The following is a 23,807-nucleotide window of genomic DNA, read 5'->3' as shown; positions in this document are numbered from 1 at the left end:
TCCATGACTCGATGGAAGCCACTGTGGACCCTTATCCCGGGGTCCCGATTGGATGCCGATCACCCCGAAAACGGGGTCCTTATTCCATGCCGAAACACATTCAGCGACCCCGTGGTTGCCACCGCGATCCTTGATCGTCTGCTGCACCACAGTCACGTCATCACGATCCGCGGCGACAGCTATCGCTTGAAGGAGAAGCGCCGCAGCGGACTGCTGCAGAAGCCCGCTGCACCAGAAGCCAAATCGGAGAAGAAGTCGTGAAGCAAGCCGCTCGCTCGCTACAGCGCTATGACGGGCGCGCTTCGCGAGCGGCTTGCTACAGTCCTGCAAACAACAAGGGGGTCACTTCCTCATGTCGCTGCGGGGTCAAATCCGGACGTCGCTTGACACAGGATGCCGGTGTTGATGTTCCCAAGCTGCTGCACGGCCGCGTTTGCAGCTGGCGTATTGTACGTCGGTCGAGATCCACCGCCGCCCTGATCTGTAGTCGTTGCGCCGTGTTTCTCACCCGAGGTTCGGTGGTTTTTGGCATTGGAGGTGTTCGGGCCGGGCGAACCGCCTGTCCCGCTGAGCGTGGTCCCATTCGATAGCGTCGAGCCACCTGCGCCGCTCGAACCAGTTGCACTCGCGCCGCGCGCGGATGACGAACCGCCTGAACTGCCTCCTGAGCTTTGGGCCATGGAGAACGAAACTGTGCCGAGCAGGATGGTCACCGCGATCGCTAGAATCTTCATTTTTTCCTCCGTCCAGCGCCCAGCAGGTTCTGAGATGTCGCAAGCTTCCTCACCATGAAGCGCGGGAAGCTCGCAACTCCTATCGCCGGCGTGCGAACCACGCTCCGAGCAGGAAAGCGACAAGCAGCGATCGCAACGGCGCCTTGGTGGTCGCTTCGCGCAACTGATCCGCCCAGCGCATAGCGAAATCCAACGATGGCGAATGCTGCGATGGACGCCTTCCAATGGCTTCCGGCCCGGAGCCCGACCGCCGGCCGGGAGTTTGCTCGACACCGCCCTGCTCGTTCGTCAGCCCGGAGGCTTCCGTCATCGCCGACGCTTCCCTGATGTCCATGAGGCGTCCTTCCTATCCTACTTGTCGGTGCGGCTGCACGACCGCTATGGCGATCGAAGCCATCCGGCCTATATGATTATGGATGCTCCGTCGCACTGTCCCTTGAAGAAGCTCTTGGTTATCTTTCTGTTCCTCGTGTTCGCCCCCCTCGCCGCTTCGGCAGCGCGATACTTCTGGCTGGGCGACGGTCGCGGGAACTGGCAGACGGCCGACAGGTCGAGCGCCGGTCTTCTGCCTGCTGCGGCGGATCGGCCGGAGGCCGTGGTCCGTGTGTTTGCAGCCAGAACCGTGAGATGGCGCAGCATCTTCGCCGTGCATACCTGGATCGTCGTGAAAGAAAAGGATGCACCGACCTACACCCGATATGACTACACAGCCTGGGGCGAGCCAATTCGCACCAACGGCTTTGCTCCAGACGGACGATGGTTCGGCGCCTCACCTGAAACTGTTGTAGCTGTAGATGGCCGGCGTGCCGAGGCGTTGATCCCGAAAATCCGCTACGTGATCGAGAACTACAAGTTCCGGTCCTACGGAGATTACAGCGCCTGGCCGGGTCCCAACTCGAACACTTTCGTCCAGGCCGCCCTCGATTCGGTTCCTGAACTGCGAGCCGTTCTGCCACCGACCGCGATCGGAAAGGATTTTCCGTACTCTGGCAGATGGTTCGGCGTCACGGCGTCAGGCACGGGCGTCTATGCTTCGCTGGCTGGATATGTCGGATTTTCTATGGGTTGGGTCGAAGGCTTGGAAATCAACTTCTTCGGCGCCGTCCTCGGCCTCGACATCCGACGCCCTGCACTCAAGCTACCCGGACTCGGTCGCTTCGGAGCAACCTCCGGGCTGTGAAGCCGGCACCGTTGCCGCACAACGCGGGTTTTGACAGTTGGGCTGCCTGGATGCTTCACGCCGATCTCCGGCGCGTCGCAGCGGCCGGCTTCTTACCTGAAGCGCCCGTTGACCCCTTCTTGCCCTCGATGGACATAAGCATCTCCTTTTGCCCCGCACCCGCCTTACGCGTCTTTTTGGCAGGTTTGGCAGGCTGCGCCGGCGCGGCCTCCTTTCCAACACTTTGACGTAGCGCCTCCATCAAGTCGACGACGTTCTCTCCCTTCGGGCGCTCCTTCGGGCGGATGGTCTTGCCCGCGCGCTTCTGGTTGATCAGCTCGACAAGTGCCGTTTCGTAATGGTCCTCGAATTTTTCAGGCTCGAACGTGCCAGCCTTCTGATTGACGATGTGCCTGGCCAAGTCGAGCATGTCCTTGGTGACCTTCACGTCCTGGATCTCGTCGAAATACTCTTGTTCGCTACGCACCTCATAGGGGTATCGCAGCAGCGTCCCGACGAGACCTTTGTCCAGCGGCTCAAGCGCAATAATGTGCTCACGATTGGTCAGCACGACGCGCCCGATCGCAACCTTGTCCATCTCGCGGATGGTTTCCCGAATCACGGCAAAAGCGTCGTGGCCCACTTTCCCGTCCGGCCGCAGATAATATGGCCTGATGAGGTACCGGGGGTCGATATCGGCCCTGTCAACGAACTCATCAATCTCAATGGTGCGCGTCGACTCTAAGGCAATCTCCTCGAGCTCCTCCTTGGTCACCTCAATGAATTGGTCCTTTTCGAACTGGTACCCCTTGACTATGTCCTCGTTGGGCACCTCATCGCCGGTGTCGGCATCGACCTTCAGGTACTTAATCCGATGGCCGGTCTGCCGGTTGAGCTGATTGAACGAGATCTTCTCGCTCTCCGACGTTGCCGGGTAGAGTGCGACAGGACAGGTCACCAGGGACAGACGCAGGAAGCCTTTCCAGTTGGCGCGGGGGGCCATTTACGCAGAACTCCGTTCGAGATTAGCCTGATTCAAGACGAACGGGCATCGTAAGTTCCGACACCGCTTGAGCAGGAAAATCGTCGTCCGGGCGGACGAGAAACGGAACGGAACCGTGCCTCGATTATCGCGCGGGTCAATCGGCCATTTTTATGCAGGGCAATTCGCAGCTGCTTCAACAGCTCCTCATTGGAACGCCCTCTGCATTTCTTGCGGGCCGCAATGATGCCCTGCGCCCTCGCGAACAGCATGGGATCGACCACAGGCTCGAATGCGCCACTGTTCGCCCTCCCAACCGTTACGTCACACCGGATGTCCGGCGCGATAGGTTATACCGCGAGCGCGACGGCTCCCTGTAGCGCTCACCCCTTGGCCATCATAGCCCAGGCCATCCGAGCAATCTTGTTGGCGAGCGCGATCGCATCCACCTTGGTGGGTCGGCGCGTCAGAAGTCCCGTCAGCCACGGCCGATGCCCCGTGCCATAGATCTTGGCATAGCGGATCACGGCGAGCGCGCCAGCCGTGAAAAGGCCGCGCAAATAGCGATCGCCTTGTTTGCTAATGCTGCCAAGCTTGTCCTTGCCTCCGCTCGAGTTCTGCTTCGGCACGAGCCCACCCAGGCCGAGAAGTCTCGTCCCGATCGGAAAGCCTTGGGATCGGCAAATGCTGGCGACCAGACTGTTGCCAGGGCGTGCCCGACGCTGGGGATCGCGTCAAGCCGTTGCACGTCACGCCTGATCGGTGCCAGGCGATGATGCGCCGGTCGAACTCCAGGATTTGGGCCTTCAGTGCGCGCAATTGGCTGCCGAGAGCAGCAAGGCAAACACGGGCCACCTCGGGGAGCCGGGAGTCGGCTCTATCGGCGACGATCTCCAGCAGTTGCTCGACATCCTGCGGGGCGACAATCCCGAACTGGGCCCACGTCGATTTGACTGGGCCTCGACCATCTCTGATCGAACTCCGACTGCTAGGCACGGTACAATCTCGCGTTCGGGCCCAAGAGCCGAAACTCGGTGGATTGACGACCTTCGCCAAGCCAATTGACTGCCACATTTCCCAATTATTTGGGAACGTAAACCGTTGCCATCGCGTTCGCTACTCCAAACCGGGAGTGGTTCAATGGCGACAGGCGCCGGTGCATTCTTCGCAGGGATTGGGACGACCTTCGTCATTCTGGCAGCCGGCTTCGGTGGCGGATTGTTGACCGCAAGGTCCGCTCTAAATGAGCCTAGCGGGCTTCAGCATCGCTCTATTGGCGAGGCACCACCTCCTGTTCGCGTTGTGCTGCCCAGTTCCGCAGAAGCCGCCCAGCCGTCTCCGCAACTAGCTCAGCGGCAGACATCCGCTCAACCAACAGAGATGCCGCCAGCCCCAGAGCCTGCAAAGCAAGTGCAGTTGCCCGTCGAGAAGCAGGTGGAGAAGGCAGAGACCCGAAAGGCTGATGCTGAAGACCGGGATCGGAAGCGTCGCTACACTGAGCGCAAGGCAAGGCGCGCGGCGGAGGCCCGCGCCCGACGAGACCAGCAGCGGGCGCCGCAGCCGGAAGCGCCTGTTATGGCATTCGGTGGTGACAGCTCCTCGCAATATGGCGGATGGTCTGGCAACTAACGACGAGGGGAACGCCCTTTTCCTAGCCTTACCAGAGTTCGGCCGCTTTTTCCCGGGCGCGGTTACCGCCTCTTAGGCGCGAGACTCTCCTCCACTATCCGAAGCTCCTCGGCAGTGGTTCATCGCCGTCGCCGCTCTGGACCGGACAGAACCGCTATTGTATTTCATCGATTGGGCAGCAACAGTACTCAACATGTTTTCCCCATTGACAGCCTTCTTTGTAATCAGATGATAGTTCTCGATCGATCAGAAAACGACACCTCCGTAGCGCTTGATTTTATGCGGGCCGCGGCGGCTCAGATCGTTTGCATCGGACACGCTCTGAATTTTGCAGCTATTGGCCCCAGCACCCTCCTACCAAACTTCGGAGTGGTGCTATTCTTCCTAATTTCTGGCTTTGTGATTGCGGCCACATTGTCCGCGAAATCGGCCGACCCTTCATATGGACCGATTGAGTTCGGAATCGACAGATTTGCGCGGATTTATACCGCATACCTTCCTGCGCTCGTGCTTATCGCAGTCGCTGATTACTCCATGGCGTGGTCTGGACATCAGCTTCCAGGTGATTCGATTAGCCTGCGAACGCTTTTCGGAAATTTGGTGTTGCGAGAGAATATGCCGGCATGGCCCGGAGTTTCCACGTTCGGATCTGCCGGTCACCTGACGTCTGTCGCTCTTGAATTTCACATCTATCTGCTCGTGGGCGCCGTCTTCTTCCTGTTGAAGGCGCGTGCGGTATGGCTGTGCATAGCAGTGATCTTCTTCGTTTGGCAGATACCGGCTTCATATGCCATCGCAACGCCCCGCACGGATCGTGCGCTATTCATTGTGTGGTTGGTTGGTTTCGCAGCCTTTTACATCGCCTCTGCAACGTCAAACCACGGCCCACTCCGGCGCGCGGCAGTCCCGCTCTTTGCGGTCTGCTTTGCTTGGTGGGCATGGCACCGAACGGACGTCGATGCTGAGTTGATCAACATTCCAGCGCTTGGCGCCGCGTTCCTCTGCTTGGTCATCATCACGCAACAACGGTCGGAGCTCTCAGCTAAAGCTGCGGACCTCATTCGTTTTTTCGCGGACTACTCATATTCTCTTTTTTTGATCCATCTGACGATTATCAAGCTGGTCTATGCTCTCCCGCTTGAACGAAAAATAGCCATCCCGATCGCCATCATTGTTGCAAATGCCGCGGCGGTCCTGTTCGCTCTCGCCTTTGAGCGGCACTACCGAATGGTAGCTAGCGCCATCAAGGTGCGCATACGCAGTTCATTTCCCAAAAAAGACCAGACCGCGGAGTTCTGCACCCCCGCAGAATAGGGGGTGAAGGCGTCGCGATGCTGGAAGCCAAGGTAACTGGCCGCTGCGGTTGCAATGGCACAAGCCGGCGCTGCCAAGGACCAGGCTGTTCAGGTCGTGCAAGCCGAGGTCAAGACCTGATGTTTCTGGATTGGCTTGCATCGTTCCTATCGGGGCCTTTGCTGGGCGATGCGCTCGATGCCTACAAGGCAAAGCTTTCGGCTGGAAACACATCAGAAGGCGTCGCTGCCGATCTCCTGCCAAGGAAATCATGCTCCAGCGGCGGGAGATGGAGCTTTAGACGCTGCGGAGCTCGGGCGCTGGTACGAGCCAGATAAGCTCAGTGGTATGTGGTCGCTCTCTACATGGCGGAGCTTCCGGCCTGGGACAAGGTTTTTAAGGCTCGGCTCAACTGATCCGCTCGGCGGCTGGATCGAAACGAAGGCTAACTAACTCGCACGTACCACCAAGCGTTCAGTGCGTGAAAGGCGGGGAATCTTCCTAGCGGTGGTGGACGCCTAGGAGCGGAGATACGGATGACGATCTACCAATTGATGACGCGGGGACTCGGGCGCCTTTGGATTCCTGAGTACTTGGGTGCTTGGAGCCTTCAAGTTCGATCGGGCCATGGAGCAGATGCCGGCCCGACTCCGCGAGGATAGCCCTCGCCCATCCGCGCGGAGAACCCGGAACGCCAACGCCGGTCAGTAGTCATAGGGGTCGTACGCCCGGGGTGCGCGGCGCCGATACGGATAGCAGTCACCGTCGGGACAGGACCGGTAGCGGTGGTAGTTCGGTCGGGCATAGGCGCCGGGGGCATGATATTCGTTCGGATAACAGCGGCCGTTCGAGTAGTTGAAATCATATCCCCGGGGACATTGTCCACCGGGGCCGCCACGAAACTGGATCTGCTGGATAGGCGCGTCGTCGGCTACGGCCGATGAGATCGATCCAAAGATCGTCAGGGCCAGAATTGCGGCGCGAGTAAACATTGTTCTCTCCCTTCTACTCTATGTCTTCAACGGAGACGGATGGAAGCGGGTTCCTGCACCGCAGATTACGTCCGTAACGTGCAACAGCCATTGAACGGGGCATTCACCGACCATTCATCGCGCGCTCGCCCCCGTGATCGACGAAATGGCGCGCCTCTCTGGGTGTCGTTCAATCCGGAAGCTAGTTTCTGGTCTGGACAAGCAGACCAGGCGGAAGCTCGCATCTTACGTTGATCATGGCTATTCGGCCTTGAACGAGCCGGATTCCGGCATCTATAGCCGAGAGTTTTTGCACTATCTCGGCATCCAGCGGGCCCAAGGACGAGAAGTAGCTTTGCCTTCCTCCGGGAAGAAGATCTGACCAAGAGGCCGTCCTTGATGAGAAGACAACAGCTACGTCAATCGACGATTTGCTCAAGTGCAGACGATCTAGCAAATGTCGATAATTGCCGGCTATTGGCATCATTTCACGAAGCTCCGTACAAAAGCCTGACTGATCACCCGCGCGTATGGCCAACAACGCGCCTCGGAGATGTGTCTCTGAAAATTCATTGAGCGTATCGAGATTTGAATAAGAGAAGGTCGTGTTGAGACCAGAGCGTGCCCTGACTATGCTCAATGTGTATGGATCGGAGACGGCCACGGTGTCTGCCGGCAACTGATCTATAGCCTCCCCCGCAGCAAGATCTTCCGCGCCATAGTGGCTGATGTAAGCGACTGGCGACGGGGGCACGCCGTAAACATGCGGGAAAAGTGCCACTTTTTCACTCAAGCGGTCTGCAGCAATCGCTGTTGCAATTGACGCAACGAGTACGGCACCACGGTACTTCGGTGCAGCTCGCATGCAATAGAAGGTCGCCGCAGCGGCCGCGATCAGACAGATCAGGACCGGCCAGTAAAACCGCCCGTAGAGGGACAGGGATGGAACAGCTAACATCAAGACGCCATACATCCCACCAAGCCCGAGGAGCACCAGAGCTGGAAGAGATAGCGGTTGGCGCAAATGAAACCAAAGCAGCGGAAGGGCAACACTGAGCGCGATCGCAAAGAACACGCAGGCGAGAGGTGCCGACCTATACACATACGGCAATCCCGTCAGGATCACGCAGGTCAGCCCTGAAGCAAGGCCCCATGGAATTACGAATGATGGCATTGCCCATATCTTCCGACCCAGCTTCGTCACGGTCGACCAGAGTATTACAGCGCCAATCATTATCGCCATCAAAGGGCCGATCGCTTGCACCCACTCGATAGCCGCGTTTTTCGCCCCCGTCCCGAGCATCGTCTCAGGTCCATCAACCCTGATAAGGGACGAAAGAATTGAAACATAAAATTCCTCTAGCGAAAACGGTAGCGAGATGTGGCTCAGCGAAGCTGCGATCACGATGGCTGAAGCGCCAAGGCCAATCGGTAGCAAAAAACGTCCGGTGATTGCCGCCGGCCAAAGCACGGCCAGCGAATTGCGCATCGTCAATGCAGCACCCGCTCCCGCGGCGACTGTCACGAATAGCATGCTTCCGCGGTGCAATTGCACGAGGCAGCCGACAAGGACAACGACAAGTAGGGCTCGACCGAGTTGCGGCTGAGGCGACCACACCGCCGCCATGGTGGCCAAAGCAAGTGTCATAGCTACCAAGCTAGGGACTGGATCGCGCCCTAAAAAGCGCCATTCCAAATAGACGCTAATTGGCAACAGAAGCACGACCGCAGCCCCTAAGGGTTTCCTCTCAAAGCGTTGGCCAAATTCGACAAGTTCAACCAGCAGCAGAATTGCACCGAAGGCGCACATCACTCCGTTGGTCATGTCGAAGGCGAGCAGCATCCCGGCCAAGAGCACAAAGGCGAGAACCCTATTCCCGTCGCTGCCGACCAGTCTCGTAGCGTGCCATGCGACAAGCAACCGAAACACGGCAGTCCAAGGTGCCAAAGCCCAGACGCCTACGAGCTGATCATAGTCGACAGCACCTATCATCAACCCATTCAGGACCGGCTTTACGGGAATATATGACATCCCGTCGACGCCGTTCAGAACGTGCGTTTTTGCAAACTCTTCCGCCATTTTCATGGGGTGAATGTCTTGGAAGACATCCGTGAAGGGGTAGCTCGAAATCCAAAAGTAGCAGAAGAAGAATGATGGAACCGCTATCATCGCGGCAAGTGCGACGGCATCCCACCTCACGGGGGTCCGCCTTGACCATGCGACGGATCCAAGTATCCCGAGAATCGACAGCAACGCGACCCACCAGATAGAGTCGCTAAAAAACTCTTCTACGACGTGCCTTTCTTCAGCAAGCTCGTACAGCCTCGTCATAAAAACAGCGCCGACCAAGAAAGCGATCGGCAAGCGCGCGGCCAAGTGGCGGTTTCTAAGCGGCCAAAGGAGGAAGAGGCCGAATCCCGTTGGCGCTAGATAAAACGCCGGCGCAAAAACGACTGAAAGCATGATGCAGATTTTCCAATATACCTGCATCTATTAGCACTAATTCAGGGTTGTTCAACCTACCCGGGAGGTCGTAGATTTGCCCCTTATGCACAACAATCTTCTGATCCAGTACTCGTCGTTGCGCTATTAATGTGCCTTTTCCTCGCGCTGCGTACTTGGTACGCAAACATCTCGGGGGCATGACGAAGGCTGAGCGCAAAGCCGATGACAGGCTAAGCGACTCCGATCAGATTTGGTAATCCTTACCAGGAGCGCGGATTCGGGGTGAACACCGAGTCCGTCGTTGAAATGGGCGTCATGTTCGTTGTGGGTCCGGACTGTCCGTTGGCGACCAGTCGAGTGCAGCCATTGAGGGCCATCGGCGGGCTCAGCACGAAGTGGGGCGACGTTCAAGCCCGATAGCCTGAAAATACCCACGACGCCGCTAATAACCGACCGCGCCCTGACCACCCCCTTGGTGATATCATAGGGACGTTGATGATGACCGGCGAAACCACCTGCTCGGGATGAAGGCCAACTATATCGATAAATCCGCCATCGATTGCCGGACCGGTGGCGCGACCCCGCCAGAGCCGGATGAGTAGCCAGAGACTTTCAAGGTGTTAACGATAACCTGCGTCACACCGCAGTTGATGTAGAGCTGCGCGCCGGCAGGATGAAGCTGCTTTCGGCAGCAACAGCTGACCGCCAATTGCGGGGCCGTTATCCGTCCTGGTGTTCGTCGTGCTAGTACGCAAAGCTCAACGCGTTTTGCAGCGCGGCGAAATTGTCGCTGGCCGTGCCATCTGTTCCGTCCCAATCTACTTTACCCCCATTTGCGCGAACATCGAGACCTGCGGCCGGAATTGATCTACCACTTGTTGCCCGCGCTGTCGTGAATCCAGCTGATAATGCTGTCGCCGAAAAATTGCGGCACACGCGTCGACAATCTACGCGCGCTGCTCAAAGAGCAGCGAGGCGTCCGCCTAACTAACCTAAATACGACACGTCCTTCGCGCGCGAGGCCAGCTCGGCCTCGATCTTGTCAATCTCAGCCTGGTTGCCCGCGATGAAGGCAGCCAGTTCGTCGCGGGTCATTTCGGAGAGAGACTTTTGCTGAGAGGACGTGTCCCTGCGTGTGGGTGCAATGTGCCCAGCCCGATCCAATACCTTCATCGAGAGGTCAGCTCGGACACGGGCACTTACACTTGCGTCCTGGAGCAGTGACTTCGCCACCCGATAAGCTAGGGGCGCGCCAACCACTGCGAGATCGAGCTGGATGGATTCCGAGATCGCGGCAGCGACCGCCGGTAATCGCATCGTCTTGTAGACCGATTTCGGGTGATATCCAGCAAGCTCTGCGGCTTCCTCAGGCCGCCTCCCCTCGTTAACGATGAGACGAACCAGCGTCCGCTGCTGTTCGGACAGATCGTAGGCGGCAATTGAAGGCATTCTTCTCCACCTTTTAGTTTTCGCGCGACGCGTTCGCGGCCGCTATCAGCCGGCGCAACGGGACGCTGTTGAAGGTAGCGTTCTGGTTCTTCAGCGGCCGCTCAAGGAGATACGCCGCAATGTCAGGGTTGAACCAGGCGGCCTGCACGATCTGATCGGCGCTCTCCCGGTTGGACGGAAGCAGCTCGAGCATCAGCTTGAACCTTTTGATGAGCCCACCCCCAGCCAGGTCGCCTTTGAAGTGGCGCACAGCCAGTTGCGCCCATCCCGGGATGCTCATCTTCTCAGCGGTGTCGGAACCAACGGTCGCTCGCTTCTCGGCCTCCTTGAAATACGACAGGATCTTGTGCGCTTGGCGAAGAGTGTTCATCTCTTCGGGTGAATAGACCTTGGCGAGAACTTGCTCGTTGTCCTTGAACTCGCGCGCCAGTCGCGCGAAATGCACCTCGAGCGTATCGCCTACTTGGCGGGTGCCTTGGACCTTGTCCGCGAGAACTTCGGACACGGCAGCCTTCCAACCGCGAGCCGCCTGCTCGTCCTTGCCGATGACGTCCTGGATTTCTTTCAATTTTGCGTCGGCGCCATATTTGCTCCCGAGGAGCTTCTGCGCGACGTCGCGGGGATCCTCGCGGAGCAGCGTGCCGACGGCCGACCGGTCGATATCGGCTTCGGTTGCCTTGCGGCTCACGCGCGCGGCTTCCAGGTCCGCCCTGGCCTGCGCCGAGAGTTGCTCGCCGCGGCGAGCGGCCGCGACGATCTCGTCGAACTCGCCTCGGACCGCGGGAAATTGCCCAAGAATATCCGAATAGTTTCGCGCCCACGCGTTGGCACGGATCGAGTTCACCGTACCATCGGCGTTGAGGGCCGACCTCGCAAAGTCGGACCGCAGATAATCGCGAAGCGCTGCATGAGCATCCGGCGCCGCCGGCGCCCCCTCGAGCGCCCGCGTCAAGCTAGCTGCCTTCTCTGGCGAGGCCAAGAACCGGTCACCAGTCGCGCTCGGCGGCGTGGCGCCACGATTGAGTTGGCCCTCGGCGTCCTGACCGCCGCGATCGAGTTCGCGGGTGAATCGTGCCATCTCGTCGTTCCGCTCAGGGCGGAAGCGTTCAGCGAAGTGCCGATAGTTGGCATTGGCTTCCGAATAGCCGGGCGCTTCCTCGATCGTGCGATTGATGGCGGTGCGAAGCCGGCCGAGATTGTCGGCCAAATCAAAATTGCCGGAGGTTTGCGCGCGCTCCTGAGCTGGGCCGATGAACTTGCGGAGGTCCGCCAGATCGCCACCCATGGCGGTGCCGGGGCCGCCGACATTGACCATCTGGCCGCTTTCCGGCGGATGCTCGACCATCTGCGGCCGCAGAGCGTTCAGCCGACGCATGAAGTCCTCTGGCAGCACACCGGGCGCTAGGCCGTTCGCATTCCCTCGAATCCTATCGATGGCTGAAAAGATCGTGTCGGCCGGAAGCTCATCTGCCCGGCCGGGAGCGTTGTCAAATAGCCGGTTCTTCTCGGCGCGCGCGGGGACGTACGTCCGGTCGACGAGCGCCTCGTCCAAGCGACGGGAGGCATTCGCCTTGACCTCACTGTTGTCGAGCGCCCCGAACGGCTGTCCCTGATCCGACCGAATTCGGTCAATGGATCGATTCGCGTCTTCTCTCTGGAGGATCTCGTTCTCCGCGGCGCCGACTCGCTCGTCCCGCGCCTGCGCGGCGCGGCGCATGACTGAGCCGAGGTCGGCCTCAGGATTTCGCATAGCTTCGACACGCTCGGCCGCGGCGCTCTTCACGTTCTGATCGCGCTTGATGAAATCCGGCGCGGACTTGAGACGCGCTCCCTGCTCGGCGGCAATCAGGCCCGGATCTCGCGACAGCAGTCCTGACGTCGGCATTGCCGAACTCTGCAACGGCGAGGCCCCTTCCTCCGTCGGCCGCGCTAAGGCCGCCGCGTTCTCGCGGATATCTTGCGCCAGTGCGCGGGGCGAGTTGGATGCGGCGCCCTGGATTTTTGCGGTAGCACGGTCGACATCGGCGGCGCTGTACGGCGCCCGCGTGTTCGGATTGAGCGGGATCGGAGCCGGAGCGGAGCTGAAAGACCGCGCCGCGATGTTCCGGATCGCGCCTGCAATGCCCTCGGCGGTGCCCTGGATGGAGTTCGCACCGACGGCCCCGACCAGCGGCGCGACAATGTTCGCCACCTGCTTCGGTATAGTATCACCGACGACTGCATGCTCGGGGACGTAATTGTCCGCGGCGTTCACCGCTACACCGGAGCCCATACCCCCGATCGTGTCACCAACAACCGTCCGCGCAGGCGCTTCGGTGTACGGCCGGGATAGATGGTCCAGCACACGCCCGACGGCCGTATCAGCCCGCGTTGTCGCCGCGGCGGCGCTTGGAGCTCGAGCGGCCAGCATGGCACCGGTGCCGACGGCCTGGGTGCCGAACCGGTTGACATCGTAAGCGAGCTTCTCGCTACGCGACATAGTCGCGGGGTCGATGCCAGGAAGGACCGAGGTGGCCTTCTCCACCAGCTTCGACGCCGGAATGGCCGGCGCGATGTTCGTGCCGAGCAGCTTGTTGATGCCACCCGTGATGAGGTTCTGCGCGCCGGCAGCAAGGTCAAACGGACCGGTGACGATGTCAGTGAGGCCCTTGCCGACGCCCTGGGCGCCGACGGTGAAGTCGCGCACGGCACCGCCGACACTGCTCGGGAGTAGCGATGCGGGGCGCTCGATCGGCTGGGGTTCGGGGGTGACGTAGAGACGGCCACTGGCTGCGGCGTTCTGCGCGCCAAGGCCGGGCGTGGCCGGTGCGGGCGCCGGCTGCGCGGCGGCTTGCGGCGGGACGCTCGCGAGCGCGCGCTGAATGTCCGCCGGCGTGAAGTCGTCGGGGAATTCGTGCTGCTGACCTTCGAAATCGATGATCTGCGGCATACTAGTTGAACCTTAATGATCTAGTGATGACGATGGTCGGCGCTGCATCGGCTGCCATTCGATTTGGCCGGACATCAGAACACCAACGCTCCGTTCGCCGTGAACGTGTGGATGGTGTTTCCGCCCGAACTGATGACTGTCCCGCCAGTTGCGCGCTGGGCGCCGGGGTAACTGATGATGACGACGCCCTTGCCGCCGTTACCGCCGTTGAAAGCGCCCGCCGTGCCGCTACCGCGGCTCGCGCCACCGCCGCCGCCGCCAAGGCCATCCGTGCCGGTGCCACCATTTCCGCCCGTGCTCGACGCCGTGCCGCCGCCACCGCTTCCAGGCGAGCCGGGCGTCGAGGATTCACAGCCCCCCGCGCCGCCGCCGCCGTAAGCCACAGCCGAGCCGCTGATCGAGCTTGAAACACCGTTGCCGCCGTTGCCGGAGGCAGCGCCAGTCGCGCCCGCGCCCCCTGCACCGCCACCGCCACCTCCGCGTCGGGGGGTGACACTTCCGCCGCCGCCGGCGTTACCTTGCCCTCCGGTGCCCGAGCCGCCGGACGTTCCGGCATCACCGCCGCCACCGCCGCCCGAGCCCCCGGCCACGCCGTTCAAACCCGTGCCACCCCCACCGCCGCCTCCGACCGCGATATGCCCGTTGAACGTCGAGTCGCCGCCATTGGCGCCGGCAGCCGCAGTGGTGGCGCCTAATCCACCCGTTCCGACGACCACAGAATAGCTGCGGCCCTGGACAAGCGTGTCGCTGCCGGCCAACACGCCCCCGCCGCCACCGCCGCCGCAGTCGGTTTGACCGCCACCACCGCCACCGCCGCCGACAAGCAGATAGGTGATGGCCAACGTCGGCCGCGCAGCAATTATTTGCAGCAAAGCCGTCATGTCAGCCCCGCGCCGGCGATCATCCATTTCGTCGCGGTTATTTTCACCGCCGTGGCCATGCCGTTAGCAGCCAGGGTGCGGCTGCCTGTCAGACCGGAGCCCGCTTGCACCAGCGTGTCGGAAGTAATCGCGATCGTGACGGTATTGATCTCGTTGATGAACGTGATCGCAGTGCCGATCGGGTAAGCCACGTTCGCGTTGCTGTCGATCGTGAAGGTCCGCGGGTTGTTGTCCGAGGCCGGATGCAGAATGTGCGTCTGCGCGTCCGCCAGCACTGTGGTGTAGGACGCCGATTTGATGCTCTGCGGGATCCCGCTGTAGGACTGCGCCTGCGAAGCTGACGTCGCTGCCGCGCTTGCGCTGGAGTTCGCGTTCGTGGCCGATGTCGCTGCGCTGCTCGCACTAGCTGCGGCATTCGTCGCCGAAGTCGCGGCGCCGGATGCCGACGCTGATGCCGCCGTCGCTGAACTGGCCGCATTAGTTTCACTCGTCGCTGCGGCAGAAGCTGCCGCCTGGGCGTCGTTTTTCGCGGCCAGAATCTCGTCTACCGAAGTCGTGTCGCCGATACTGGCTTTCACGCTTGTAGAGAGTTGATCGAAGCCGACTGCGCCGTTCAGGATCGCGCCGTCAGACCGCAAGCTGGTCTTGAGGAAATCGACGATCTCGCTGGTCGAGCGCGCCGCTGCGTTAAGATCGGCGTGAACCTCATTGGCGGGCAACGGCCGCGCCGGGTTGGTATTTTGGTAGCTGACGTAATCGTATTGGCGCGTGTATTTCGTCGGGTAAGCCATCAGTGAGCCTTGATGATGTAGTTGAGAACTAAGGTCGGCGGCATTGTCGGAATAGGCGTGCTCGTGCCGCCCTGCGGTATGCCGCTGAATGAAAATCCGCCGCCGTTGATGGAAATTTGTCCTTGCGAGATAAGGGGAACCGTGGACGAACCACCAGTCGGAGGAGTGATGCTGCCGGCGTTCTTTTGGACGTTGGATTCGCTGCTGAACACTGTTCCGCTGATCGTGCCAGATGGCGTATATGCGGGCAGGTTCGGGGTTATCAGCGTCCGAGACTGTTGGCCCCCTGAATCGCCAATGCTGTCCATGCCCGAAACGAGATCAGTTAGACGATTGGCGGCCACGCCCCCCATAGCATCCGCGCCAGACACCGCGCGTCCGCGCAGATCCGGAAGGTTGAAGTGCGATCCATCGGCTGAACCGTAGGTCGTTCCGATGTTCGCAAAAAGTACCGGATAATCCGCTCGAAGCACCGATTGTCCGAAACATAGCAGCCAGCCTGGTGGGAGCCGTCGCGCCGGCATAGGCCATGATCGCGCCGGCTGGCGTGGCGATGCTCGGGTCCAATTTCGGCAACGTGACGGCACCGTCGGCCATCTTCGCGGTTGTGACGTTGCCGTCGGCAATTTTCGCCGTGGTCACGGCGCCCGTCGCAATCTTCGTATTCGACACGACGCCGTCGGCCAGCTTGTTCGCGGCCACGGCGCCGTCGGCCAGCTTGGCCGAAGTGATCGAGCCGTCGGTGATCGCTACCGCGGCCGTGAAGTCTGCGATCTCGTCCCACTTGCTCGCGTCGAAACTGACACCGGAAGTGTGGGTCGTGTTCGCGATGTAGAAGATCGAGTTGTGGAAGACGGTGTTGACTTGCGCTGTGTAGAGGACCCCGCTCGCCCACTGTGACGGCGCGCCGAAACCAAGACTCACGCTGCTGTCGAACTGCGCCCGGCCAACAGAGCCTCGCTTCAGAACACCGTCGTCGTCCTGGATGAGCGCCAAGTTCTGTTGCGTGTCGTCGAGAGCGACCTTGACGGCGTTGAATTCGGCGTCGAGGAGATTTCCCGGGATCTGCGCTTTGGGATTCTCTGCACTAAATAGTGCGTATGACGATTGACGGTCGTAACGAGCAGATGACATGGCGCCGACGGGTGAGAGGAAGTGCGCGGGATTGCGCGGTGGGTGCCGTCGGCGAAGCGGCGTTGCGTCCGTGTAGATAACTCTAGAGGAATGAAGTGAGCAAAAGGTTACGCCTTCCAACGCGGCCGCTGCTCGCCTGGTGGCGGTCGCAGCTACTGAATTAAATTGACGTTGGCATTCTCGTCGGCAACTCTTCAGCCCATACGACTTTTCCGACGCGGGACTGGACCGCGCCACTATCGACCTCGCGGCTCAGAGTGGACTTATTGATCCCGATGATCCAGGCCGTCCCGCTGATCGAGATCAAAGACGCCGCATCCGGGTTAATTGCATCAGAGTTTGCCCTCGCAGCAACCTGTGACTTCCAACCGCACGGAAACAGCATAGTCAGGTCATGATCCGTTTCTGTGAATAGCGGGGCGAAGTGAGACAATATTTGCTGCCTGCGCAAGCCTCGTGTCATTGTCGAGTGCTCCCGATTCGTAGTTTGATTTGTTCAACATGTCCGAATTCTCAGCTGAAGACCTGTATCGTCGGCTAGGCCGCCTGATAGAAGAGGCGCCTCCGTTTGGTGGTGTTGCTCCTCTCACGACGGACCAACTCACGTGGATCGGGCGCGCAGAAGCGCTTGTCGAACGTGGCGGAGACATTGGGGCGAAGGCTGAATTCGGTGCCGCGAAACTGAGTTTGGCACTTCCATCGACGCGAGCGATGGGTCACCAGACCATGATGATGGCAATCCATAAGGTGCTTGCGGCCGCAGAGCTCGCCTCCCCCGCCGGAGCGCAAGGCGCATTCATCCCCGTCGGCAGCCCATTTGATGCTTATTCTGCAGTAGCGAAGATCTTCGCTGCGGCCGCTTCGGACATTCTCGTTGTTGATCCTTACATGGACGACACCATGCTGTTGGACTTCGCCGGAGCAGTTTCCGACCACGTTGCTCTTCGGCTGCTTTCCGATCAGCAGTCCGCGAAGGCTTCTCTCGGTCCCGCGGCGGCAAAATGGTGGACGCAATACCCTCACCGGAAAATCCAGGTCCGGTTGGCTGCTGCTCGTACTTTGCACGATCGTGCCATTTTAGTGGATGGGAAAGGCGCGTGGACCGTTACTCAGTCATTTAAGGATCTAGCAAAGCGGTCGCCTGCGGAGATCGTCCGCGGTGACGATATCGCGGCACTGAAGGTAGCGGCTTACGAGCAGATATGGAACAGCGCAGAGGTAGTGATCTGATGAGCGATCAGGAAATCAAAGCGGGAAGCGTCGTTCAGTTGAAGTCTGGCGGGCCGCTCATGACGGTCCAACAGGTAGCCGATCATTGGGGCACTTTGACGGCTTGGTGTGATTGGTTCGTTCAAGATAAGGCGCCGTGGAAGAAAGAACATGACACTTTCCCCGTGACTTCGCTGAAACTTGTGGACTCCTAAATTCTCCCGAATCGAGCACCGACAGGGTACAAAGAGGTCCGCTTCTGGCCCTACGATCCATGTCGTCGACAAAGACAAGCCACCAACCGAGCCGGCGCAAATAGCTGACGTGCCGCTTGCATTGGGACGCCGTCGCGGCCGCAGCTCGATGCACCTCTTGAGAACGGGCCTTGGGGACGCGCATTGTGCATTTCCCGTCAGGAGCAACGCTCGGCTTGAGTCACATTCGGCGGCTACCCTGAACTTCTCGGATTCCCGAAATTAGCGAAGCGGCCGTGCGGACTTTCGACACCACGGCGCCGCCCCGCCCCCAGGGGCCGGGGCGGGCCGCCTAGGGTGGATGTCGGCGCGTGGCGTTGCGCATGCTGGTCGATGCTTTGCGCTGCGCGAACCACGCAACTTGATACCGTCAACGACCCTCGCGATTGTACGACCTAGCAAACGCGATCGCGCAAGGAGCGCTTTCATATCGCTAAGCTGTTGGCCTTATTCAGCTCCTGGAGTCACAAAGAGCACTGGGAGACAGGCGTTTTTTGTATGGTGGTGCGCGTTTTCAAAACCCGACAAAAGCGCTCAAATCGCCAAATGCGTTAGAGGCTCCAAGCGCTAAGCTGTCTGGTTTTACGTATTAGACTTTTCCAGACAAAATATTCGTTGCTGATTTTTCGGCAGGCCGCATCCTGATCGCGGGTCGAAAGCCCGAAACACTAGCCGAGAGCCATTCCGGTGAGCGGCAATCACAAATCTTGTCCAGGGGCCGCGCGCGTATGTCCAAGGCGCACGCCCAAAGGTGCGCGGGGCCGCCTAGTGTCGGTCATTTCGCCCCTGGACTCGCTTCTTGCTCGAAAGGCAAAACACTATGCGCAACTCACCCGCCCTCCGCACCTCGACCCGTTCGAATGATCTCGGCGCCCTGCTCGCCCGCCGCGGTACCGACCTAATACTGGCCATTGAAGGCAATAGCGCCCTTGTCCGCTGTCAGGTGAGCTCGGCAATCGCTGCCGCAATGCTGGCGCCTCTCAAAGGCAAGGCCGCCGGCCAATTCCGCGCCCTGCCCGGCAACCTGGTCGAGATCGACGCGGCCGTGACCTTGCCGATAGCGTTGAGGATGATGGAAGCCAAGGCAGCAATTGAGAACACGCTGCACTGAACCGCTGCGCCGGCCTCTGTCAAAGCCGGCCAAAAGGCCTAAAATGTGCGCTCGTGCTTCCCCGGTGCTTCCCCGGGGTTAGCGCGGGCGCAATCAGCATGGACAAGGAGAACAAATGTCGCCGCAGCTTCAGCGGGTTAGTTGGTCGGGGCAGCTGGATTCGAACCAACGACCTGCAGTACCCAAAACTGCCGCGCTACCAGGCTGCGCTATACCCCGAATGTCCGGCGCGCCCCGTCGATACACGCTTCCCGGCGCGCCAGCAAGGCGCCAATGACGCCGATCCGGGGCGCCTATTTGCTGCCGAACAGCGGGTGGGCGACCCGGTCACCGGGACGGATGCCGTATTTCTGCGCCGTTCCCGCCACCACCTCCAGCACCGCCCGGGCCGGACCCTGGGACGAGATGATTTTGGTCGACATCGGCTCGGTGTTTTCGGCGATGCGCAGGATCCGGCCGTCGGCGCGGATGAAGATCATGTCAAGCGAGACGTAGGTGTTCTTCATCCACATCGACACTTCCTGCTCGGGATTGAAGTCGAACAGCATGCCTTTGCCGTCGGCCAGTTCCTTGCGATACATCAGGCCGGTCTGCTTCTCCTGCTCGGTCGTCGCCATCTCGACCGAGAACACCTGCACGCCGCTTCTGGTGACGATCTCGAGCGGCTGGAAACTCGCGGCGCGGACGGATCCGATTGCGGCGACCATGCCGGCAACGACGAGGATGGCGGCAAGCCAGCCCTTCGCAACGGACCAGACGGCCTTTCGATCAGAATTCATTGGGAGTACTCGAGGCGTGGGACTGGAGCAGTCCTTACGCAACGGTCGCCGGAAAAGCCAGAGGCGCGCCGGTCGGCCGGTGCGCCTGTGCTCACGATTGCGGGAATTGGTGCGTTTAGTGCGACTGCAAGCCCGGCGAGCCGGTCTCGGGATGGATTTCGGCCGCCATCATGCCCTTGGAGCCGGGCCCGAACCGAACCAGCACATATTGGCCGGGGCGCAGTTCTGTCATGCCGAAGCGACGCAGCGTCTCCATGTGCACGAAGATGTCGGGCGTGCCCTCACCGCAGGTGAGGAAGCCGAAGCCGCGCAGCCGGTTGAACCATTTGACCTGGGCCCGCTCCAGGCCGCTGGTCGGGGTGACCGTGACGTGGGTGCGCGGCGGCAGCATCTGCGCCGGATGGATCGCGGTGGATTCGTCCATCGAGACCACGCGGAATGCCTGATAGCCTTTCGCGCGCTGGATGCACTCGACGACGATGCGGGCGCCCTCGTAAGCGGTCTGAAAGCCGTCGCGCCTCAGCACGGTGACGTGCAGGAGGACGTCGGGCCAACCATTGTCGGGAACGATGAAGCCATAGCCCTTTGAGGCGTCGAACCATTTGATGACGCCGTGAACCTCGACCAGATTACCGCTGCCCTCACCCAGTCCGGTGAAGGGGCTGAGCGCGCTGTCGCGACCGCCACCGTGCTCGCCCACGGGAACTCCAACCTTCTTGGACTCAAATCCGTCCGACGACCCCATAACCCCGGACCCCACACTGCCATGCAACCCGCCACATTGGCGGCGCTCGAATCACGCGTCTTAAGAGAATGTTCTCAATTCACGCGACGCGAATCTTTCGACTCAAAAGATAACACTCCCGGTTGCGAGGCATAGACAAAAAAGAGATTCGCCGGGACCTATGAACAGCTTGCACAGCCGCGAATCAAACTGATGCCTCAATTCCCGGCAAAGGGCCCGAGCGTTTCGCCGATGTCGTGATGGATCACGAGGTCGGCGATGTCGTCCTGCTCGGTCGGCTCGCGATTGATGATCACTAGACGTGCGCCGGCGTCCTTGGCCAACATCGGAAAGCCTGCCGCCGGCCACACCACCAGCGAGGAACCGATTGCGATGAAGAGGTCGCAGGTCTGCGACAGCGCGGTTGCCCGCTGCATTTCGTCCTCAGGCATCATCTGGCCGAACGAGATCGTGGCGGTCTTCACCGGCTCGTCGCACGTGGTGCAGTTGGGCGCAGCGCCCTCCGCCTCGAATCGGCGCTTCACCCAGTCGAGCTGATAGACCTTGCCGCACCCGATGCAGCGCGCATAAGTAGTATTTCCGTGAAGTTCAATCACGTGCTCGGCCGCCAGCCCCGAGGCCTGGTGCAGATTGTCAATATTTTGGGTGATGATCGCGGGAACCTTGCCGGCGCGATAGAGCGAGGCCAGCGCCCGGTGGCCGCGGCCCGGCTTTGCAGCTGCGAAGACCTGCTCCATCGCAAAGCGGCGACGCCAGGATTCATCGCGCGCCTCTTGGCTCGCGACGAACTCGTCGAACGGGATCGGACGGTTGCGCGTCCAGAGTCCGCCCGGCGAGCGGAAGTCGGGGATGCCGCATTCGGTCGAGATGCCGGCGCCGGTGAACGGCACGATTCGTTTCGCTTCGGCGATCATCTCGCCGAGCCGTTCGACGCCGCTGCGAAGATCCGATGCAATCAACCGCTGCTCCCGATGTGTTTGCGCTGGCTGCAAGGTGCACAAGCGGCAAGATTGTTGACGCTCTTGTCCAACATGATGAAAAAGAGCGAAGAGAAACAGAGTAGGCAACTCCTGCCGCCCTTCGCATATCACAATCCTGCAATGCCTCCTCCCCATTGACGCCCCATTCGAGAGCCCCAATGGATGTGTTGAATCCGACTCACGACGCAATGCGGCGGCAGCGCTCGAGGTCAGTCGAAAACACAGGTTCAGGTGCGAACAGAGGGGATGGACATGACCGAAGATGAAGAACGCAAAGCCCGCGAACGCGACGAGATCGCCGCCCGTGTTGCCGCCTTCCGCGCCACCCAGGAGAGGTTCAAGCGCGAGCGCGAGGAATATTTCGTGTCGACGCTCGATAATGCCCGCAAGGCGGAGCGTCCCTCGCTCTGGCCGTAGAGCGTGACGTCAGGCGCACGCGAACAAAAAAAGCCCGGAGCCTTGCTCCGGGCTTTTCGCTTGTCAGTCGCTACCAGTGGCGCCAGTGGTGGTGCCGATAGTACGGTCCGCCGCCGTAATAGGCGTAAGGACCCGGTCCGTAATAGTAGCTCGGGCCGTCATAATAGCCGTAACCCGGACCGTAATAGCCGTACGGATGCGATGCCGCGACCGCGCCTGCCGTGATTGCGCCGGCGGCAAGGCCGAATGCGAGGCCCGGCCCGATACCGCGGCCACGCGCCTCGGCAGGCGCAGGCGCCGCGACCGCGGTCACGCCGACGGCTGCGACGGTGGCCAGAACTGCCAATGTCTTCTTCATAATCTCCTCCTTCGCGCGTCTCGCGGAGATAACGGCGAGGGCTTGCGATGGTTGCGGCAATGCGGAACCGCAAGCCGTCCAAAAAAATAGCGGGCCAGCGGGAACGAACGCTCCCTGCGCGGATTGACTCTGCAAGTGCGGAAGCCTTCACCATCCGGTTGAGGCGACAGCACGAAGACCCCGTCAGCATCCTCCGCGATGCTGGCGGGGTTTTTAGTTTCACGGGAGAGATGGCAGCAGAGGTGAGCTTCTGCCAGCGGGGCGGACGATCGAGGAGGAGAGATGCCCATATCCGCTTTGCTGGCCCGTATCCGCCGGCTCGTGCCAAAATCCGACGATCAGCACTACGAGGAGATCGTCCGCAGCTTCGGCGTCGGCACGCTGCGCCCGCCGGCGAAGCCGATGAGCGACCGCGAACTGGCGCAGGCCATCGCCGAGTTCCTCAAGGAACGGCCGTCGAGCGAGTCCGTTGCCGCCCTCGGCCGAAGGCTCGATCCCTCCTCCCGCCTCTGACCGGCGTTACTTCTTGTGAGCACGGAACAACATTTTCGCGCACACGTTGAGTCGTCTTCAGGCAGATGAGGCCCGACATGCCGGTGTGGCTCGAAGTCCTGCTCAACCTGTCCGGTTATGCCGGTTTCGTCGCGCTCGCAACGCGCGGCGGCATGTTCCGGGATACGTCCGCGGACGATCGGATTTGTGGCGAGAAGCGCTAGTTCGCGTACGGCGCCTGCCCTGCCGTGCGCATCAGCCGATCCGCCTTGACCGCGACACGGGTGTCCTCGGCCTGCGGCAGCAGCGAAAAGCTTATTGCCACGAAAGCGAGACAGAAGAGCGTGCCGACGATGGCGACGCGCCGGTAGGTGTGGCGGTCGCCTTGATGAAAGGTCGGCTCCGAAAATGGCGTCATGATAAAATGGCTTCTGAGCAAACGCGTTTCTTGCAAGGTCGTTTCTTGCAAGGTGATTTCTTGCAAGGTCATTCCTTGATTGTCGTTGCCAGACACCTATCCCAAGTAGCGGCAAGTGCAACGCGATTGGACTTTTAACCTAACCGAATAGGGTTATTTGCTTTCGCCCAAGCTTTCGTTAGGCGTTGCGCGCGATCGCGGTGCGCCGCTTCTGCATCGCGCGGAAGGACCGCGCCGTCACGGCCCGCCGCTCCCGACCGCCTTTGTTCCAGCTTCGACTCCTTTTCGTTCGCAAAGAACGAATCGGAATCCAGGAAATCGGCGCGGAGCAATCCTTAATAGGCCGTGAGGCGGCGCGCGGCGAACGTCCGATCACGTAAGGTCGGTCGCTGCGGCACCGTTAGCTGCCTTGGCGTGGCTGCGAGTGGCGGACGCACCGAACGACAGCATGCGCAGCCCGCCGTGACGGACGTGTCCCGCATCGACACAGAAGGCGCGGCTTGTTCTGCATCCGACTCCATTTCGTTCGCAAAGAACGAATCGGAGTCGGAAAAATCAGCGGGGCGCGAATCCTAACGATCCGTGAAAGCGTGCGCAGTCACGTCTTCGGCGCATGAGTCCTTGGCGGAAATATTTTCGGCGGTAA

24 protein-coding genes and 1 tRNA gene are annotated in these 23,807 nt (G+C 60.6%); 9 read left to right on the top strand and 16 right to left on the bottom strand.

From position 1 onward, the window contains the following. Nucleotides 1-261 (top strand): ATP-binding protein (locus IVA87_RS21045; protein ID WP_247334864.1); only part of this gene is annotated, 261 nt, incomplete at its 5' end. Nucleotides 262-350: 89 nt separating this feature from the next. Here IVA87_RS21045 and IVA87_RS21040 read toward each other — a convergent pair. Then, on the bottom strand, nucleotides 351-734 hold the full coding sequence (locus IVA87_RS21040) for a hypothetical protein (RefSeq protein ID WP_247334863.1): 384 nt from the start codon (nucleotides 732-734) through the stop codon (nucleotides 351-353). A gap of 448 nt (nucleotides 735-1,182) precedes the next feature. On the opposite strand from IVA87_RS21040, the gene IVA87_RS21035 reads away from it, so the two are divergent. Continuing rightward, nucleotides 1,183-1,914, top strand: coding sequence for a DUF3750 domain-containing protein (locus IVA87_RS21035; RefSeq protein WP_247334877.1), 732 nt, complete (start codon nucleotides 1,183-1,185; stop codon nucleotides 1,912-1,914). Between the two features lie 55 nt (nucleotides 1,915-1,969). On the opposite strand, the gene IVA87_RS21030 is transcribed toward IVA87_RS21035, so the two are convergent. Together IVA87_RS21030 and IVA87_RS21025 are read right to left on the bottom strand one after the other, a co-directional pair. Continuing rightward, nucleotides 1,970-2,896 (bottom strand): Ku protein, encoded by a 927-nt coding sequence (locus IVA87_RS21030; protein WP_247334862.1) that lies wholly within the window; start codon nucleotides 2,894-2,896, stop codon nucleotides 1,970-1,972. A gap of 362 nt (nucleotides 2,897-3,258) precedes the next feature. Next, entirely contained in the window at nucleotides 3,259-3,561 is a 303-nt protein-coding gene (locus IVA87_RS21025) for a transposase (RefSeq protein WP_346658374.1), read from the bottom strand. Between the two features lie 1,171 nt (nucleotides 3,562-4,732). Between IVA87_RS21025 and IVA87_RS21020 the strand changes: the two genes are divergently transcribed. Continuing rightward, nucleotides 4,733-5,818, top strand: coding sequence for an acyltransferase (locus tag IVA87_RS21020; protein ID WP_247334861.1), 1,086 nt, complete (start codon nucleotides 4,733-4,735; stop codon nucleotides 5,816-5,818). Nucleotides 5,819-6,970: 1,152 nt separating this feature from the next. Here the strand turns inward: IVA87_RS21020 and IVA87_RS21015 are convergent. From IVA87_RS21015 to IVA87_RS20985, 7 genes are all read right to left on the bottom strand, one after another. Continuing rightward, the gene (locus IVA87_RS21015) at nucleotides 6,971-9,232 is read right to left on the bottom strand and encodes a hypothetical protein (protein ID WP_247334860.1); all 2,262 of its coding nucleotides are present in this window, start codon (nucleotides 9,230-9,232) and stop codon (nucleotides 6,971-6,973) included. 969 nt (nucleotides 9,233-10,201) lie between these two features. Further along, nucleotides 10,202-10,663 carry a hypothetical protein gene (locus tag IVA87_RS21010; RefSeq protein ID WP_247334857.1) on the bottom strand — a complete coding sequence of 154 codons (462 nt, stop codon included), beginning with the start codon at nucleotides 10,661-10,663 and terminating at the stop codon, nucleotides 10,202-10,204. Between the two features lie 13 nt (nucleotides 10,664-10,676). Continuing rightward, a complete protein-coding gene (locus IVA87_RS21005) occupies nucleotides 10,677-13,187 on the bottom strand; it encodes a hypothetical protein (protein WP_247334855.1) in 2,511 nt (836 codons plus the stop codon). Nucleotides 13,188-13,666: 479 nt separating this feature from the next. Next, entirely contained in the window at nucleotides 13,667-14,464 is a 798-nt protein-coding gene (locus IVA87_RS21000) for a glycine-rich domain-containing protein (protein WP_247334854.1), read from the bottom strand. A 5-nt stretch (nucleotides 14,465-14,469) separates the two neighbouring features. Further along, nucleotides 14,470-15,264 carry a hypothetical protein gene (locus tag IVA87_RS20995; protein WP_247334853.1) on the bottom strand — a complete coding sequence of 265 codons (795 nt, stop codon included), beginning with the start codon at nucleotides 15,262-15,264 and terminating at the stop codon, nucleotides 14,470-14,472. Beyond that, the gene (locus IVA87_RS20990; RefSeq protein WP_247334852.1) at nucleotides 15,264-15,572 is read right to left on the bottom strand and encodes a hypothetical protein; all 309 of its coding nucleotides are present in this window, start codon (nucleotides 15,570-15,572) and stop codon (nucleotides 15,264-15,266) included. The genes IVA87_RS20995 and IVA87_RS20990 overlap by 1 nt, the downstream gene beginning before the upstream one ends. Before the next feature lie 13 nt (nucleotides 15,573-15,585). Next, nucleotides 15,586-16,398, bottom strand: a complete 813-nt coding sequence (locus IVA87_RS20985; protein ID WP_247334851.1) for a hypothetical protein — start codon at nucleotides 16,396-16,398, stop codon at nucleotides 15,586-15,588. Between the two features lie 501 nt (nucleotides 16,399-16,899). On the opposite strand from IVA87_RS20985, the gene IVA87_RS20980 reads away from it, so the two are divergent. The 3 genes from IVA87_RS20980 to IVA87_RS20970 all read left to right on the top strand — a co-directional run bounded on the left by IVA87_RS20980 (nucleotide 16,900) and on the right by IVA87_RS20970 (nucleotide 18,972). Then, a complete protein-coding gene (locus tag IVA87_RS20980; RefSeq protein WP_247334850.1) occupies nucleotides 16,900-17,628 on the top strand; it encodes a phosphatidylserine/phosphatidylglycerophosphate/cardiolipin synthase family protein in 729 nt (242 codons plus the stop codon). Further along, nucleotides 17,628-17,822 (top strand): DUF2158 domain-containing protein, encoded by a 195-nt coding sequence (locus IVA87_RS20975; RefSeq protein ID WP_247334849.1) that lies wholly within the window; start codon nucleotides 17,628-17,630, stop codon nucleotides 17,820-17,822. Before IVA87_RS20980 ends, IVA87_RS20975 begins: the two co-directional genes overlap by 1 nt. A gap of 859 nt (nucleotides 17,823-18,681) precedes the next feature. Then, the gene (locus IVA87_RS20970; protein ID WP_247334848.1) at nucleotides 18,682-18,972 is read left to right on the top strand and encodes a hypothetical protein; all 291 of its coding nucleotides are present in this window, start codon (nucleotides 18,682-18,684) and stop codon (nucleotides 18,970-18,972) included. A 142-nt stretch (nucleotides 18,973-19,114) separates the two neighbouring features. Here IVA87_RS20970 and IVA87_RS20965 read toward each other — a convergent pair. The 4 genes from IVA87_RS20965 to IVA87_RS20950 all read right to left on the bottom strand — a co-directional run bounded on the left by IVA87_RS20965 (nucleotide 19,115) and on the right by IVA87_RS20950 (nucleotide 21,455). Then, nucleotides 19,115-19,191, bottom strand: a tRNA-Pro gene (locus IVA87_RS20965). Between the two features lie 74 nt (nucleotides 19,192-19,265). Beyond that, nucleotides 19,266-19,751: a DUF192 domain-containing protein gene (locus tag IVA87_RS20960; protein ID WP_247334846.1), complete on the bottom strand. Its 486-nt coding sequence runs from the start codon at nucleotides 19,749-19,751 to the stop codon at nucleotides 19,266-19,268. Nucleotides 19,752-19,866: 115 nt separating this feature from the next. After that, a complete protein-coding gene (locus IVA87_RS20955) occupies nucleotides 19,867-20,496 on the bottom strand; it encodes a cold-shock protein (protein WP_247281023.1) in 630 nt (209 codons plus the stop codon). Nucleotides 20,497-20,693: 197 nt separating this feature from the next. Continuing rightward, nucleotides 20,694-21,455, bottom strand: a complete 762-nt coding sequence (locus IVA87_RS20950; RefSeq protein ID WP_247334842.1) for an NAD-dependent protein deacetylase — start codon at nucleotides 21,453-21,455, stop codon at nucleotides 20,694-20,696. A 273-nt stretch (nucleotides 21,456-21,728) separates the two neighbouring features. Between IVA87_RS20950 and IVA87_RS20945 the strand changes: the two genes are divergently transcribed. Next, a complete protein-coding gene (locus tag IVA87_RS20945; RefSeq protein ID WP_247296792.1) occupies nucleotides 21,729-21,893 on the top strand; it encodes a hypothetical protein in 165 nt (54 codons plus the stop codon). A 70-nt stretch (nucleotides 21,894-21,963) separates the two neighbouring features. Here IVA87_RS20945 and IVA87_RS20940 read toward each other — a convergent pair whose 3' ends face one another. Beyond that, nucleotides 21,964-22,251: a hypothetical protein gene (locus IVA87_RS20940; RefSeq protein ID WP_247334841.1), complete on the bottom strand. Its 288-nt coding sequence runs from the start codon at nucleotides 22,249-22,251 to the stop codon at nucleotides 21,964-21,966. Between the two features lie 282 nt (nucleotides 22,252-22,533). Here IVA87_RS20940 and IVA87_RS20935 point away from each other — a divergent pair, with 282 nt between their 5' ends. Both IVA87_RS20935 and IVA87_RS35175 read left to right on the top strand, forming a co-directional pair. Further along, nucleotides 22,534-22,764 carry a hypothetical protein gene (locus tag IVA87_RS20935; RefSeq protein WP_247296793.1) on the top strand — a complete coding sequence of 77 codons (231 nt, stop codon included), beginning with the start codon at nucleotides 22,534-22,536 and terminating at the stop codon, nucleotides 22,762-22,764. Nucleotides 22,765-22,841: 77 nt separating this feature from the next. Continuing rightward, on the top strand, nucleotides 22,842-22,967 hold the full coding sequence (locus tag IVA87_RS35175; RefSeq protein WP_256464568.1) for a hypothetical protein: 126 nt from the start codon (nucleotides 22,842-22,844) through the stop codon (nucleotides 22,965-22,967). On the opposite strand, the gene IVA87_RS20930 is transcribed toward IVA87_RS35175, so the two are convergent. Continuing rightward, on the bottom strand, nucleotides 22,964-23,161 hold the full coding sequence (locus IVA87_RS20930) for a hypothetical protein (protein WP_346658373.1): 198 nt from the start codon (nucleotides 23,159-23,161) through the stop codon (nucleotides 22,964-22,966). The two genes, IVA87_RS35175 and IVA87_RS20930, sit on opposite strands and share 4 nt — an antisense overlap. Nucleotides 23,162-23,807: the final 646 nt, after the last annotated feature.

The sequence above is a fragment of the Bradyrhizobium sp. 147 genome, from assembly GCF_023073935.1.
Classification (GTDB): domain Bacteria; phylum Pseudomonadota; class Alphaproteobacteria; order Rhizobiales; family Xanthobacteraceae; genus Bradyrhizobium.
This window is presented reverse-complemented; position numbering and strand designations above follow the sequence as displayed.

What these genes read in the sequence shown, in the direction of transcription:
- IVA87_RS21040 (WP_247334863.1), bottom strand. Translation starts at nt 734, where the DNA reads ATGAAGATTCTAGCGATCGCGGTGACCATCCTGCTCGGCACAGTTTCG.
- IVA87_RS21030 (WP_247334862.1), bottom strand. Translation starts at nt 2,896, where the DNA reads ATGGCCCCCCGCGCCAACTGGAAAGGCTTCCTGCGTCTGTCCCTGGTG.
- IVA87_RS21020 (WP_247334861.1), top strand. Translation starts at nt 4,733, where the DNA reads ATGATAGTTCTCGATCGATCAGAAAACGACACCTCCGTAGCGCTTGAT.
- IVA87_RS21015 (WP_247334860.1), bottom strand. Translation starts at nt 9,232, where the DNA reads ATGCTTTCAGTCGTTTTTGCGCCGGCGTTTTATCTAGCGCCAACGGGA.
- IVA87_RS21010 (WP_247334857.1), bottom strand. Translation starts at nt 10,663, where the DNA reads ATGCCTTCAATTGCCGCCTACGATCTGTCCGAACAGCAGCGGACGCTG.
- IVA87_RS20995 (WP_247334853.1), bottom strand. Translation starts at nt 15,264, where the DNA reads ATGGCTTACCCGACGAAATACACGCGCCAATACGATTACGTCAGCTAC.
- IVA87_RS20990 (WP_247334852.1), bottom strand. Translation starts at nt 15,572, where the DNA reads ATGGACAGCATTGGCGATTCAGGGGGCCAACAGTCTCGGACGCTGATA.
- IVA87_RS20985 (WP_247334851.1), bottom strand. Translation starts at nt 16,398, where the DNA reads ATGTCATCTGCTCGTTACGACCGTCAATCGTCATACGCACTATTTAGT.
- IVA87_RS20980 (WP_247334850.1), top strand. Translation starts at nt 16,900, where the DNA reads ATGTCCGAATTCTCAGCTGAAGACCTGTATCGTCGGCTAGGCCGCCTG.
- IVA87_RS20975 (WP_247334849.1), top strand. Translation starts at nt 17,628, where the DNA reads ATGAGCGATCAGGAAATCAAAGCGGGAAGCGTCGTTCAGTTGAAGTCT.
- IVA87_RS20970 (WP_247334848.1), top strand. Translation starts at nt 18,682, where the DNA reads ATGCGCAACTCACCCGCCCTCCGCACCTCGACCCGTTCGAATGATCTC.
- IVA87_RS20960 (WP_247334846.1), bottom strand. Translation starts at nt 19,751, where the DNA reads ATGAATTCTGATCGAAAGGCCGTCTGGTCCGTTGCGAAGGGCTGGCTT.
- IVA87_RS20955 (WP_247281023.1), bottom strand. Translation starts at nt 20,496, where the DNA reads ATGGGGTCGTCGGACGGATTTGAGTCCAAGAAGGTTGGAGTTCCCGTG.
- IVA87_RS20945 (WP_247296792.1), top strand. Translation starts at nt 21,729, where the DNA reads ATGACCGAAGATGAAGAACGCAAAGCCCGCGAACGCGACGAGATCGCC.
- IVA87_RS20940 (WP_247334841.1), bottom strand. Translation starts at nt 22,251, where the DNA reads ATGAAGAAGACATTGGCAGTTCTGGCCACCGTCGCAGCCGTCGGCGTG.
- IVA87_RS20935 (WP_247296793.1), top strand. Translation starts at nt 22,534, where the DNA reads ATGCCCATATCCGCTTTGCTGGCCCGTATCCGCCGGCTCGTGCCAAAA.
- IVA87_RS35175 (WP_256464568.1), top strand. Translation starts at nt 22,842, where the DNA reads ATGCCGGTGTGGCTCGAAGTCCTGCTCAACCTGTCCGGTTATGCCGGT.
- IVA87_RS20930 (WP_346658373.1), bottom strand. Translation starts at nt 23,161, where the DNA reads ATGACGCCATTTTCGGAGCCGACCTTTCATCAAGGCGACCGCCACACC.